Here is a 12,360-nt window from a genome sequence, read left to right as displayed (position 1 = left end):
TAACGGTTGCGTGGTCTGTCCGCACTCCTGTCGGCGGGTCGGAAACGATGAGCGAACAAGGGGAGTGTGGTGGGTCGGCTTTGTGGCGTGGACGGGGTGTGTGCTGAGCAGCCGATTCGGTACCCGCGGCACGAGGCGGTGGCCGGTGCCCATCCACCCGATCTGATCTGGGCGATGCGCGACCTGCTGGGTCTGCGGGCGTTGGCTCCGGTTGCGGGCAGGTCCGATGATCGGGCGACCTGGCTACGCACCTGGGAACCGGACGGCGTGCGGGTCGTCCACTTTTCGGGCGGCCCCGTGCACGCTTACCGCACCCCGGCGGACATCACACACGACCACCGTGATGACTATGTGGTGCTGATCGCGCGAGATGGGGTGGTGGTGGCGGCCACCGGGGAAAGCCGTCGGATCGTGCACGCCGGCGACCTGTTGGTGCTCGACGCCGCACAGCCTTTCGGTGTGGCGCTGGGTGACAACGATCCGGTCGAGGCTGTCGTCATCGGGGTCCCCCGCGCGCGCCTCGACGGCGGGCGGCGGGATCGCCCAGGCGGCCTTCCCGTCACCTTCGCGGCGGCGTCAGGACCAGGACGGGTGCTGGGCCCCTACTTCCAGGCGATCGTCGCCCCGGACTGGAGGTCTGCTCTGACCCGCCGGTTCTTCGACGCGGGACTCGAGCTGCTCGCCTGTGCCCTTGAGCATCACCTGAGCGCAGCGCACTCCACGCCCAGGGCCACGATGTTGGATCGGATCCGGCGGGAGGCCCGACTGCGCCTGCGCGACTGCGACCTCGCACCCGCGGACGTGGCAGCGGCGTGCGCGGTGTCGACTCGTCAGCTGCACAGATTGTTCGCCACCGAGGGGACCACTTTCGGTGCGTGGGTGCGTGATCAGCGGCTGAACGGAAGTCGTCGTGATCTGGCCGATCCCGTCCTACACGACTTGGCGGTCTCCGACATCGCGGCGCGGTGGGGGTATCGCACCACGGCACACTTCTCCCGGAGCTTTCGCGAGCGATATGGCGTGGCTCCCAGCGTCGTTCGCCGCAGGGCTCAGATGGGCAAGGCTTCGCACCGGCTCACGTCATGACCGCTGTTGCACCAGCAGGGTCTGCGCGGAGGTGCCGACGAAGCCGTCGCGGTCGAACACCTCGGCGGTGGTGACACCGATGCCGTCGGCCCCGATGGACGCGCGCGCCCGGACGGCGAAGTCCGCTCCGGTGGGCAGGCGGTGCAGGTGCAGCACCGTATCGGTGTTCATGAATACATACCGCTGCGGATCCAGCACCGAACCCACCCCGTTGGCCGAGTCCACCACCATGGTCAGCCGCTGCAGCGCAGTGCTGGGTTCGTCATCGACCAGCGCCACCTTCGGTGTCATCCAGAACACCCGCGAGCCCGAATCATCCTGCTGACGGCGGAAATCCACCGAGTCGAGGTAACCGTCGGCATTCCACCAGCCGTCGGGCAGCTCGACCGTCGAGCCCTCGGTCAGCGGGGGATGACGGTCGGTGACCGCCGCCGAGGTGTCGCTGACGGCCAATGCCCACGCCGTCACCCGGGCCACCGGTCGTTGCTGGCCCTGCGGGGTCATCTCCGCCGCCAGCAGCGAGATGCGGCGACCGGGCCGCTCCACCCAGACCCGCACCAGGACAGGTTCGACGGGTATGGCGCCCAGGATGTCGAGGGTCAGCCTGCCGATGCGCAGCGGGGAGTCCGCGAGGTGCTCTTCGATCGCCTTGGTCAGCAGGGCCAGCGGCGGTGAGCCGTGCTGGATCTCGGGGGTCCAGTTGCTGCGGGTCAGGTCGGTCGAGTCGAACACACCGTCGGGCCGGCGCCGGTAATACGAGGAACTCACGCCGCCGAGTCTGCCGGATGCCGTGGCCACCCCGGGTACGGCGGTGGGGTGCCGCCGAATTCGGGGCAGCGGCTCTGATGCGCGCACCAGGTGCACAGCCACGTCCGGTTGGGCCGGAAATCGCCTGTCTCACCGGCAGTTCGGATGGCCTGCCAGATGGCGGTCAGCGTTTTCTCGAACCGTTGCAGCTCACCCAGTTCCGGCGTGTAATCCAGCACCTGACTGTCGGCCAGGTAGATCAGCCGCAGCCGCGTCGGCAGCACACCGCGCGACCGCAGCAGCGCCACCGCATAGAACTTCATCTGGAACATCGCCTTGAACTCGGCGAGCGCCCTGGCCTCCGGCGGTGCCTTGCCCGTCTTGTAGTCCACCACCCGCACCTCACCGGTGGCGGCCACGTCGATCCGGTCGACGAAACCGCGCAACAGCGTGCCGTCGGCCAGCTCCACCTCGACCCGCTGCTCGCAGCAGTCCGGATCGAACCGGGTGGGATCCTCCAGCCGGTAGTACCCCGACAGCAGCGCCGCGGCTTCGGCGAACAACTGCTCGAGCTGGTCGTTGGCCAGCACGTCTGCCAGCGCCGGGTCCTTCGCCACCACCTGCGCCCAGGCCGGCCCCACCAGCGCCAACGCCGTGTCAGCTCCCCGCTCCGGCGCGGGCAGCCCGTAGAGCTGCTCCAACACCGCGTGTACCAACGACCCGCGCAGCTGGGCCACCGACGGCGGCTCCGGCAGCCGGTCGATCGCCCGGAACCGGTAGAGCAGCGGGCACTGTTTGAAATCGGCGGCCCGTGACGGCGAGAGCGCCGGACGGGAGGCAACCCGTTCGGTGATCAGCGCGTCGTCGGCCATACTTGGCAGCTTATGCAGGGGGTCGGACAATCCTGGAGGAGTACAGCACGTGTCGTTGACCGGACCGTTCACCGTTGGTGACCGGGTGCAACTCACCGACGCCAAGGGCAGGCACTACACCATGGTGCTGGCCCCGGGCGCGGAGTTCCACACCCACCGCGGCGCCATCCCGCACGACTCGGTGATCGGCGTTCCCGAGGGCAGCGTGGTGAAGTCCACCAACGGCGACCAGTTCCTGGTCTTGCGGCCGTTGCTCATCGACTACGTGTTGTCGATGCCGCGGGGCGCCCAGGTGATCTATCCCAAGGACGCCGCACAGATCGTCCACGAGGGAGACATCTTCCCCGGGGCCCACGTGCTCGAGGCCGGCGCCGGCTCCGGCGCGCTGACCTGTTCGCTGCTGCGTGCGGTCGGACCCACCGGTCAGGTGACGTCCTACGAGGTGCGCGACGACCACGCCGTGCACGCCATCCGCAATGTCGAGACCTTCTTCGGGGAACGGCCGGCCAACTGGAACCTGGTGATCGGCGACCTCGCCGAGTACAGCGGGCCCCAGGTGGACCGCGCAGTGCTCGACATGCTCTCGCCCTGGGAGGTGCTGCCCGCGGTGTCGGCGGCATTGGTACCCGGGGGCGTGCTGATGATCTATGTGGCCACGGTGACGCAGCTGTCGAAGACCGTCGAGGCGCTCCGCGAACAGCAGTGCTGGACCGAGCCCCGGTCGTGGGAAACCATGCAGCGCGGCTGGAATGTGGTCGGCCTGGCGGTGCGGCCCCAGCACAACATGCGCGGGCACACCGCCTTCCTGATCTCGGCCCGCCGGCTGGCGCCCGACACCATCACCCCGACTCCGTTGAAGCGGCGTAAGCAGCAGGTGTGAGACGCCTCGGGTCGTTGAGTCTGGTTCTCGGCGTGTTGTTCTCGCTGACCACGGCGCCGGGGGCGGCGGCCGACCCGGTGATCGGCGTCGAGACCGGAGCGCTGCGCGGCACCGAAGACGACGGTGTGCAGAGCTGGAAGGGGATCCCGTTCGCCGCGCCGCCGGTCGGTGATCTGCGCTGGCGGGCGCCGCAGCCCGCGCCCGCCTGGCCCGGCGTGCGCGATGCACGCGAGTACGGCAACGACTGCATGCAGCGGCCGTTTCCCAGTGATGCCGCGCCGCTGGGGGCCACCCCGGCCGAGGACTGTCTGTACCTCAACGTGTGGCGCCCGGCCGCCACGGATGCCCCGCTGCCGGTGGTGGTGTGGATCCACGGCGGCGGCTTCGTCAACGGCGGCGCCTCACCGGCGGTGTATTCCGGCGCCGCCCTGGCCCGCCAGGGGACGGTGGTGGTCAGCCTGAACTACCGGCTGGGCCGATTCGGCACCTTCGCCCACCCCCAGTTGACCGCCGCCCGGGCAGACGGGGATCTGCTGGGCAACTACGGCAGCATGGACCAGATCGCCGCGCTGCAGTGGGTGCAGCGCAACATCGCGGCGTTCGGCGGCGACCCGGGCAAGGTCACGCTGGTGGGGGAGAGCGCCGGCGGCATGTCCATCCACTCCCTGCTGACCTCTCCACGGGCCAGGGGGCTGGCGCACGGCGCGGTGATCATGTCCGGCGGCGACGCGACCACCGACGGTGCCACCCTGGCCGACGTCGAGCAGGTCGGTGTCCGGTTCGCCGCATCGCAGGGCATCGCCGCCGATGACCCGGCCGCCCTGGCGCGGCTGCGGGCGCTGACCGCCGAGCAGATCCGCGGCGACCTGGACATGGCGGCGCTGTTCGGCTCCGGCGACCGCGACTTCGCCGCCCCCTTCGCCGACGGGGTGGTCACCGTGGACCCGGTGCAGGCCTACCGCAGCGGTGCATGGGACCGGGTGCCGGTGATGGTCGGTGCCACCAGTGCCGATATCGGGGGACCCGACGGGTGGATGGTGGCCGGCGCCCGCGACGTCGCCGGCCTGCTGGGCGGGCAGGTCCCTACCTTCTACTACCGGTTCTCCTATGTGGCCGCCTCCGCGGACCGTGCCGACGGCGCCCAGCACGCTTCCGATGTGCCGTTCTTCCTGCACACCGAGGACGTGAAGTACGGGGAGCAGACCACCGACCAGGACCGCGGGGTGGGGCGCGACATCAGCGGCTATCTGGTGAACTTCGCCGGCTCCGGGGACCCCAATGGGCCGGGGCTGCCCAGGTGGCCGCGCTTCGGCGACCAGATAATGGACTTCGCCGCCGAGCCCGTCGCGGGCCGGGATCCCTGGGCCTAGTCGTCGCTGCGGGACAACCCCCGGCGCACTGCGAGCAATTCGATCTCCGGGCGCGCGGCCACCAGGCGTTCGGCGGCGTCGAGCACCTCGACGACGTGCGCGCGGTCACCGGAGACGGTCGCCACCCCGATTCCGGTGCGCCGGTGTAGATCTGTGGCATTCGTCTCAGCCGCGGACACGCTGAACTTGCGGCGCAGCTCTGCCACGATGGGGCGCACCAGCGAGCGCTTCTCCTTCAGTGAGTGCACATCCCCGAGCAGGATGTCGAACTCCAGCCACCCGATCCACACGTGCGGGTCAGCCCTGGTAAGCCAGCAGCATGTCGGCGGTCTGCCGGGCAAGTTGCCAGTGGTCGTCGGAAAAGCGGAACTCCATGGGGAAGCTGAAGGGCGCGGCATCAGGGGTCGCCGGGGTGATCGTCACGTCGGCCACCACCAGCCCGGGACGGTCGTCGACGGCGGCCACATCGCGGGCCGAGATCTCCAGCGGTGTCAATTGATTGTCGACCAGCGCCCGGGTGAACCGGTCCAGGGCGGCCGCATCGGCATCGGTGGAGGTTTCGATCAGCGGGAGTTTGTCGGTCCCGGGCACCGCAGGGTCGGTGACACGGGTGAGCACCTCGATCAGCACCGAGGGCTGGGGCACCGGCGCCGCGGCGGCCTGGGTGGAGGTCATCGGCGGCGGTGGAGCTGCAGGGGGCGGCGCCGGCTGCGCAGAACACCCCGACAGCCCGAACGCCGCCACGAGGATCGTGGCGGCGCCCGGTACAGCGAGTCGGATCAGGGTCAGCCCAGCGAACCCAGGAACGCGATCGCGGTGCCCTTCTGGATCACCCAGCCGGTGGGGCTCGGCGCCGCGATGAAGGTCAGCGGACGGGAGGTGACCGCACCGTTGGCCGCCGTGGCGGTGACGTTGGCCGTGGCGACGGGGCCGTTCTGGTCGATGTCGACGACGTTGAACGTCACCGGGAAGTACCCCTGCGCGCGGGCGTTGCGGTAGGCGCGATCCGCCAGGATCTGCTCGCCGCGTCCGAGGCCGCCTTCGACATACGGGCTGAACGTGCCACTGGTGAGTGCGTTCAGGGTCTGGGTCAGCGCACCCTGCAACTGGGGGGCCGGCGCGGCAGGCGCAGGGACGTCCCAGGTGGCCAGCTGAACTGCCGGCGCTCCTGTGGCGGTCGTCACAGTGGCAATGGATGTCACACCTGCCGCCGCAACGCCGACGATGGCTACCGCACCGGCGGCGGTTGCCACACCGGTGGCGAGGGATTTCAGGTTCACGGCTGTCCTTTCGATCGGCCGGCCTCTGGTTGAGAGGCTAACAGTGTCTCTGGTGTGTCGAATTCCTACACCGCACACAAAGTCTGAATCGCCGGTAGCTTTGAAGTTGTTACCGCACCAACTTTCGGTGCGGGGGAGGAGCGCAGCATGAGTCCATCAGAGCGTTCGGGCGAGAACCCGCAGGGCTTTTCCGCCGAAGATGCTGCCGAGCTGGAATCCCTGCGTCGCGAGGCGGCGATCCTGCGTGACCAGCTCGACACCGCGGCAGGGAACACCGGCGGCGCCCGCGCTGCCCGCGACGTCCATCAACTCGAAGCCCGCATCGACTCGCTGGCGGCGCGGAACGCCAAGCTGATGGAGACCCTCAAAGAGGCCCGTCAGCAACTCCTGGCTCTCCGCGAGGAGGTCGACCGCCTGGGGCAGCCCCCGAGTGGATACGGCGTGCTGCTGAGCACCCATGAGGACGACACCGTCGATGTGTTCACCTCCGGGCGCAAGATGCGGCTGACGTGCTCGCCCAACATCGAGGTCTCGGCCCTCAAGCAGGGGCAGACCGTCCGGCTCAACGAGGCGCTCACGGTCGTTGAGGCAGGCAACTTCGAGGCGGTCGGTGAGATCAGCACCCTGCGCGAGATCCTCGCCGACGGCGCCCGCGCCCTGGTGGTCGGGCACGCCGACGAGGAGCGCATCGTGTGGCTGGCCGAGCCGCTGATCGCCCCCGATGACCTGCCTGAAGAGGTGGCGGCCACCCTGTCGGAGGCCGAGCTGGACCTGCGTCCGCGCAAACTGCGCCCGGGTGACTCGCTGCTGGTGGACACCAAGGCCGGGTACGCGTTCGAGCGCGTCCCCAAGGCCGAGGTCGAAGACCTGGTGCTCGAGGAGGTGCCCGACGTCAGCTACCACGACATCGGTGGTCTGACCCGGCAGATCGAGCAGATCCGCGACGCGGTGGAGCTGCCGTTCCTGCACAAGGACCTCTACCGCGAGTACGCGCTGCGCCCGCCCAAGGGTGTGCTGCTCTACGGCCCCCCGGGGTGCGGCAAGACGCTGATCGCCAAGGCGGTGGCCAATTCGCTGGCCAAGAAGATGGCCGAGTTGCGGGGTGAGGATTCGCGCGAGGCGAAGTCCTACTTCCTCAACATCAAGGGTCCCGAGCTGCTCAACAAGTTCGTCGGTGAGACCGAGCGACACATCCGCCTGATCTTCCAGCGGGCTCGGGAGAAGGCCTCCGAGGGCACACCGGTGATCGTGTTCTTCGACGAGATGGACTCGATCTTCCGCACCCGCGGTACCGGCGTCAGCTCGGATGTGGAGACCACGGTGGTTCCGCAGTTGCTGTCGGAGATCGACGGTGTGGAAGGCCTGGAGAACGTCATCGTGATCGGCGCCTCCAACCGCGAGGACATGATCGATCCGGCGATCCTGCGGCCCGGCCGCCTGGACGTCAAGATCAAGATCGAGCGCCCCGACGCGGAGTCGGCGCAGGATATCTTCAGCAAGTACCTCACCGAGGACCTGCCGATCCACAGCGACGACCTCTCGGAGTTCTCCGGCGACCCGGCCCTGACCATCAAGGCGATGATCGAGAAGGTCGTCGACCGGATGTACGCCGAGATCGACGACAACCGGTTCCTGGAGGTCACCTACGCCAACGGTGACAAGGAAGTCATGTACTTCAAGGACTTCAACTCCGGCGCCATGATCCAGAACGTCGTCGACCGGGCCAAGAAGAACGCCATCAAGTCGGTGTTGGAGACCGGGCAGCGCGGTCTGCGGATCCAGCACCTGCTCGACTCGATCATCGATGAGTTCGCCGAGAACGAGGACCTGCCCAACACCACCAACCCCGACGACTGGGCGCGGATCTCGGGCAAGAAGGGCGAGCGGATCGTCTACATCCGCACGCTGGTCACCGGCAAGAGCTCGTCGGCGAGCCGGGCCATCGACACCGAGTCGAATCTGGGTCAGTACCTGTAGGCACGCACGTCGATCAGGCCAGCAGCGAGTAGCTGTTGGCCTGATCGTCTTGTAGCACCTGTGCTTTCACCGTCGAGGTGTCGATCCGCAGCTCGTGCTCGAGTGTGCGGGTGTGATAAGTCCAACCTTGCGGCAGTTCTCCCGGCTCGACGGTGGTGCGGTAGGTCTGCATCACCCAGGTGCGGCCCTCGGGGTCGTGGAGTTCGTACACCGGTTGGCCGGCGTCGTAGACGAACACCGCTTTGCGGTCCACCTCGTTGACGGTGTACGGCGCCGGGTTCATCGACGACAGCAGCACAGTGGCCTGCCTGAGCATCTCGAGGCCGCCGAAGGTCCTGCGCTCCTGTTCGGTTCCGCCGTCCTTCTCGATGTGGCTCATCAGCCAATGGCGCGGGCCGTTCAGCAGCGCCGCCACCGCCTGGTTCTCCGCGGCGATGGCCGTGGCGTCGAGTTTCGACCACAGCTCCTCGGGACAGTCGTTGAGCGGAAAGGTGTTGTACACCGTGGCTTCCGGGCCTTGCTCGGTCATTCGCACCAGAAGGACCTCGCCGTAGCGTTTGCCGTAGATGGAGTCGCTCATGGCGCCAAATCTAGGCGCCGGACGCGTCGTTGTCGGGGATTCTGATCAGACCGCCGACCATCCGCCGTCAGCCGACAGGACGGCGCCGTGGATGTTGCCGGCCTGGGGCCCGGCCAGGAACACCACGGCGGCGGCGATCTCGGCAACAGTGCTCATCCGCCGAGAGGGCAGCCTCTGCAGGACCGGTGCGATGGCGTCGGCGAAGTCGGCACTGCGTTCGGTGGCGATGGGGCCGGGCGCGACCGCGTTGACCCGCACACCCCGCGGTCCGTATTCAGCGGCCCAGGATTTGGTCAGTGAGTGCACCGCCGCCTTGGTGGCGCCGTAGAGCGCTGAACCGGGCGATCCCAGGATGCCGCTGATGGACCCGATGTTGACCACGGCGCCGTCGCCGCGTTGAGCCATCGGCGGGGCCAGCAGACCGGTCAGCAGGAACGGCGCGACGACGCTGACACCGAAGGTGGACATGATCTCGTCCTCGGTGACCTCTGCGGTGGGTGCCGGCTGCACGAGGGTCGCGACGTTGTTGACCAAGATGTCGAGGCGGCCCCCGACGGCCTCGGTGGCCACCGCGGCCAGCTCTCGCACGGCGGAGGCCCCGGCGGTGAAGTCGACGGGAACGAAGGTAGCCAGGCCGCCGGCGGATTCTATTCGGCCGGTGAGTTCCGCGCCGCGGGTGCGGTTGCGCCCGGTGACCACGACGTGCGCTCCGGCAGCGGCCAATTCGGCGACGATCCCGGCGCCGAGGCCGGAGGTGGAGCCGGTGACCAGTGCGGTACGGCCAGCGAGTGGGGTCGGTGTCATCGGGGTGAACCTTTCTCGTTGTTGACGTCGATCACGGCGGCGGCGAATGCGTCGGGCGCCTCCTGGGGAACGTTGTGGCCGATTCCGTCGAGAACGCGGTGTTGGTACCAGCCCGTGTAGTGGGACCTGTAGGAGTCGCCGGTGCGCGCGGCGCCGTCGAAGTCGCTGCCGATGGTGATCGTCGGAACGGTGATCGGCGGGGCGTCCGCCAGGCGGCGTTCGTCGGCGTCGAAGCGCGCCTCCCCGGCGGCCAGACCCAGCCGCCATCGATAGTTGTGCAGCACGATGTCGGCGTGGTCGGGATTGTCGAACGCCGTCGCACTGAGCTGATAGGTGGCGTCGGTGAATTGCCACGACGGTGAGGCGAGTTGCCAGATGAGTTTGTTGAAATCGTCTGTGTAACGCCGGTATCCGGACTCTCCGCGGTCGGTGCTGAAGTAGTACTGATACCACCATTCGTGTTCGGCCGCCGGCGGTAGCGGCTCTCGGTTGGCCTCGAGGTCGACGATCAGGTAGCCGCTCACGGCCACCAGTGCGGCGCAGCGCTGCGGCCACAGTGCCGCAACGATATTGGCTGTCCGCGCACCCCAGTCGTAACCACCCAGGATCGCCGCCGGTATCTGCAAGGCGTCCATCAAGGCGATGACGTCGTGGGCCAGTGCGGCTTGTTGGCCGTTGCGGACGGTGGACGCCGATCGGAAGCGGGTGGAGCCGAAACCGCGCAGGTACGGCACGATCACCCGGAATCCGCGGCGGGCCAGGTCGGCCGAGACGTCGGCGTAGCTGTGGATGTCGTAGGGCCAGCCGTGCAGCAGCAGCACCGGGGTGCCGTCGGCGGGGCCGGCGTCGGTGTAGCCGACGGTGAGGTCCCCGGCGTCGATCTGGCGTACGGGCCCGAGCAGGTGGCCGGGCGCGGGCGGCGGCCCGGCGAGGGCCGGGGAGGGGGCTACGGCGGTGGCAACGGCGGCGACGCCTGCGGCCGTCGCCGCGCCGAGTTGGATCACTCTGCGCCTGCTGACATCCATGCGATCAGTTCACCGCGTCGCAACCATCAAGTCCAACGATCATCATCAATACGAGTCATCGCGATCAGAGATAATGTGATCGCCGTGGAACTGCGCCAGCTCGAACACTTCGTCGCCGTCGCCGGTGAGCTCAGCTTCACCCGGGCCGCACACCGCATTCACGTGGTGCAGTCGGCGCTGTCGACGTCGGTGGCCAAACTCGAGCGTGAACTCGGGGTCCGCCTGTTCGACCGCAGCCGACAGCAGATCACGCTGACCCCGGCGGGGGAGCGCTTCCGTGGTCATGCCCAGGGCGTGCTGCGCTCGGCCCGCAGCGCAGCAGATTCCGTCGCCGAATTTCGCGGAAGTCTCTCCGGAACAGTCGAATTCGGATCACTGATCTCTTTTGGTCCGATGGACGTCGCGCGTGTACTCGGCGACTTCCACCGCGCGCATCCCTTCGTCGCGTTGCGTCTGCGGCTCGACCAGTCCGGCGCCTCGGCCTACCTCGGGGCCCTGCTGGAGGGGGCGCTGGACCTGGCGCTGGTGTCGGTGCCCGACCGTCGGCCGGCTCAGCTGGACCTGCGCCTGATGTTCGAGGAACCGATGACGTTCGTCTGCCGCACCGATCACCCCGCGGCCCCGCGCGCCGATGTCGGCGTCGGCGAACTCGCCGACGAGGACCTGGTTGGCTTCCCGCCGCAGTTCGGGTTGCGTCGGTTGATGGACGGCGCGTTCCACGCAGCCGGCGTGCAGCCGCGCACCCGCTACGAGGTGCCGGCCGGGTTCGCGGCACTGGCCGATCTGGTGGCCCACGGGCTGGGCACCGCGTTCATGCCGGCCTGCGAGGCGGCGCGGTTCCCGGATCTCGTCGCCGTGCCTCTGACCCGCCCTGTGCTCTGGCAGGTGTATCTCGCTGCGCCCCAGGCCGAGCGGGTGAGCCCGGCCACCGCGGAGCTGGCCGCGATGCTGCAGCGCGAGGCCCGCGGCTGAGTCAGACGTCCACCACATCGACAACGTGCACCCGCACCCCGGCCGCTTCGATCCGCTCCAGTTGTCCGGGGTCGGCGGTGGAGTCCGTCACCAGGTGATCGAGACGGTCCAAGGTGGCCATCTTGGCGAGTGTCACCACGCCGATCTTGGAGCCGTCGACGGCCACCACAACGCGTTGTGCGTTGGCGGCCATGGCGATTGCGGTCCTGGCTTCGGCTTCGTCGAAGGTGGTGGCGCCCACTTCGGCGGACATCCCGTCCGCGCCCAGGATTGCTGTGCCCACCGTGATCACCTGGAAGGCGTGTTCGGACATCGGGCCGACGGCCTCCAGGGAGTTCGCCCGCACCAGGCCTCCGGTCATGATCACCTTCATGTGGGCGTCCACGGCGCAATCCGCGGCGATGGTCAGGGAGTTGGTCACGATGGTCATGTTCGGCCTGCCCTTCAACGCCCGGGCGGCCTCGCCGGTGGTGACGCCGCCGGTCAGCGCCACCGATTGCGGACCGGCGGGCACCAGCGCGGCCGCGTGCTGGGCGATCCGCCGTTTGATCGCCACCGTGCGGTGATCGCGCAGTCGCACCGGGATCTCGCTGCCGCTGGGGTCCAGCGCCCGGGCGCCGCCGTGGGTGCGGACCAGCAGCCCCTGCTCCTCCAGTTCGCTCAGATCCCGGCGCAGGGTGGCGGGGGAGATGTTGAGCTCGAGGCACAGTTCGCGGGATCCGACGTCACCGCGGCCGCGCAAGAGCGCCAACACTTCTCGCATGCGG

The 12,360-nt window shown here is 68.7% G+C and carries 14 protein-coding genes; 5 read left to right on the top strand and 9 right to left on the bottom strand.

Annotated elements, in window-relative coordinates; all coding sequences use genetic code 11:
- Nucleotides 1–87: 87 nt before the first annotated feature.
- Complete coding sequence (locus G6N58_RS26800) at nt 88–1,086, top strand: AraC family transcriptional regulator (RefSeq protein WP_115280805.1); 999 nt, start codon at nt 88–90, stop codon at nt 1,084–1,086.
- Here the strand turns inward: G6N58_RS26800 and G6N58_RS26795 are convergent.
- Entirely contained in the window at nt 1,081–1,854 is a 774-nt protein-coding gene (locus G6N58_RS26795) for a thioesterase family protein (protein WP_115282032.1), read from the bottom strand. The two genes, G6N58_RS26800 and G6N58_RS26795, sit on opposite strands and share 6 nt — an antisense overlap.
- Entirely contained in the window at nt 1,851–2,705 is an 855-nt protein-coding gene (locus tag G6N58_RS26790; RefSeq protein WP_115280806.1) for a RecB family exonuclease, read from the bottom strand. The genes G6N58_RS26795 and G6N58_RS26790 overlap by 4 nt, the downstream gene beginning before the upstream one ends.
- Before the next feature lie 49 nt (nt 2,706–2,754).
- Between G6N58_RS26790 and G6N58_RS26785 the strand changes: the two genes are divergently transcribed.
- Both G6N58_RS26785 and G6N58_RS26780 read left to right on the top strand, forming a co-directional pair.
- On the top strand, nt 2,755–3,585 hold the full coding sequence (locus G6N58_RS26785; RefSeq protein WP_115280807.1) for a tRNA (adenine-N1)-methyltransferase: 831 nt from the start codon (nt 2,755–2,757) through the stop codon (nt 3,583–3,585).
- Complete coding sequence (locus G6N58_RS26780) at nt 3,582–4,955, top strand: carboxylesterase/lipase family protein (protein WP_115280808.1); 1,374 nt, start codon at nt 3,582–3,584, stop codon at nt 4,953–4,955. Before G6N58_RS26785 ends, G6N58_RS26780 begins: the two co-directional genes overlap by 4 nt.
- On the opposite strand, the gene G6N58_RS26775 is transcribed toward G6N58_RS26780, so the two are convergent.
- From G6N58_RS26775 to G6N58_RS26765, 3 genes are read right to left on the bottom strand one after another with little or no spacing between them, the layout of a single operon-like run.
- Entirely contained in the window at nt 4,952–5,245 is a 294-nt protein-coding gene (locus G6N58_RS26775; protein ID WP_115280809.1) for a DUF503 domain-containing protein, read from the bottom strand. The genes G6N58_RS26780 and G6N58_RS26775 overlap by 4 nt on opposite strands.
- Nucleotides 5,246–5,252: 7 nt before the next feature.
- Nucleotides 5,253–5,735: a lipoprotein LppK gene (lppK, locus tag G6N58_RS26770; protein WP_494337755.1), complete on the bottom strand. Its 483-nt coding sequence runs from the start codon at nt 5,733–5,735 to the stop codon at nt 5,253–5,255.
- A 5-nt stretch (nt 5,736–5,740) separates the two neighbouring features.
- Entirely contained in the window at nt 5,741–6,235 is a 495-nt protein-coding gene (locus G6N58_RS26765) for an MTB12 family secreted protein (protein WP_115280811.1), read from the bottom strand.
- 147 nt (nt 6,236–6,382) lie between these two features.
- Between G6N58_RS26765 and arc the strand changes: the two genes are divergently transcribed.
- Entirely contained in the window at nt 6,383–8,212 is a 1,830-nt protein-coding gene (arc, locus tag G6N58_RS26760) for a proteasome ATPase (protein WP_115280812.1), read from the top strand.
- Nucleotides 8,213–8,225: 13 nt separating this feature from the next.
- Here arc and G6N58_RS26755 read toward each other — a convergent pair whose 3' ends face one another.
- From G6N58_RS26755 to G6N58_RS26745, 3 genes are read right to left on the bottom strand one after another with little or no spacing between them, the layout of a single operon-like run.
- Entirely contained in the window at nt 8,226–8,792 is a 567-nt protein-coding gene (locus G6N58_RS26755) for a hypothetical protein (RefSeq protein WP_115280813.1), read from the bottom strand.
- Between the two features lie 45 nt (nt 8,793–8,837).
- Nucleotides 8,838–9,596 carry an SDR family NAD(P)-dependent oxidoreductase gene (locus tag G6N58_RS26750; RefSeq protein ID WP_115280814.1) on the bottom strand — a complete coding sequence of 253 codons (759 nt, stop codon included), beginning with the start codon at nt 9,594–9,596 and terminating at the stop codon, nt 8,838–8,840.
- The gene (locus G6N58_RS26745) at nt 9,593–10,621 is read right to left on the bottom strand and encodes an alpha/beta fold hydrolase (protein ID WP_115280815.1); all 1,029 of its coding nucleotides are present in this window, start codon (nt 10,619–10,621) and stop codon (nt 9,593–9,595) included. Before G6N58_RS26745 ends, G6N58_RS26750 begins: the two co-directional genes overlap by 4 nt.
- 84 nt (nt 10,622–10,705) lie before the next feature.
- On the opposite strand from G6N58_RS26745, the gene G6N58_RS26740 reads away from it, so the two are divergent.
- Entirely contained in the window at nt 10,706–11,593 is an 888-nt protein-coding gene (locus tag G6N58_RS26740; RefSeq protein WP_115282033.1) for a LysR family transcriptional regulator, read from the top strand.
- A gap of 1 nt (nt 11,594) precedes the next feature.
- On the opposite strand, the gene G6N58_RS26735 is transcribed toward G6N58_RS26740, so the two are convergent.
- Nucleotides 11,595–12,356, bottom strand: coding sequence for a DeoR/GlpR family DNA-binding transcription regulator (locus G6N58_RS26735; RefSeq protein ID WP_232068016.1), 762 nt, complete (start codon nt 12,354–12,356; stop codon nt 11,595–11,597).
- Nucleotides 12,357–12,360: the final 4 nt, after the last annotated feature.

The organism is Mycolicibacterium tokaiense, assembly GCF_010725885.1.
GTDB lineage: Bacteria > Actinomycetota > Actinomycetes > Mycobacteriales > Mycobacteriaceae > Mycobacterium > Mycobacterium tokaiense.
Note: the sequence above shows the minus strand (reverse complement) of the source record. Positions and strands in the feature narration are given on the sequence as shown.

Excerpts from the sequence above, each read along its gene's own strand:
- G6N58_RS26750 (WP_115280814.1), bottom strand. The coding sequence starts at position 9,596 with ATGACACCGACCCCACTCGCTGGCCGTACCGCACTGGTCACCGGCTCC.
- G6N58_RS26790 (WP_115280806.1), bottom strand. The coding sequence starts at position 2,705 with ATGGCCGACGACGCGCTGATCACCGAACGGGTTGCCTCCCGTCCGGCG.
- G6N58_RS26745 (WP_115280815.1), bottom strand. The coding sequence starts at position 10,621 with ATGGATGTCAGCAGGCGCAGAGTGATCCAACTCGGCGCGGCGACGGCC.
- G6N58_RS26755 (WP_115280813.1), bottom strand. The coding sequence starts at position 8,792 with ATGAGCGACTCCATCTACGGCAAACGCTACGGCGAGGTCCTTCTGGTG.
- arc (WP_115280812.1), top strand. The coding sequence starts at position 6,383 with ATGAGTCCATCAGAGCGTTCGGGCGAGAACCCGCAGGGCTTTTCCGCC.
- G6N58_RS26735 (WP_232068016.1), bottom strand. The coding sequence starts at position 12,356 with ATGCGAGAAGTGTTGGCGCTCTTGCGCGGCCGCGGTGACGTCGGATCC.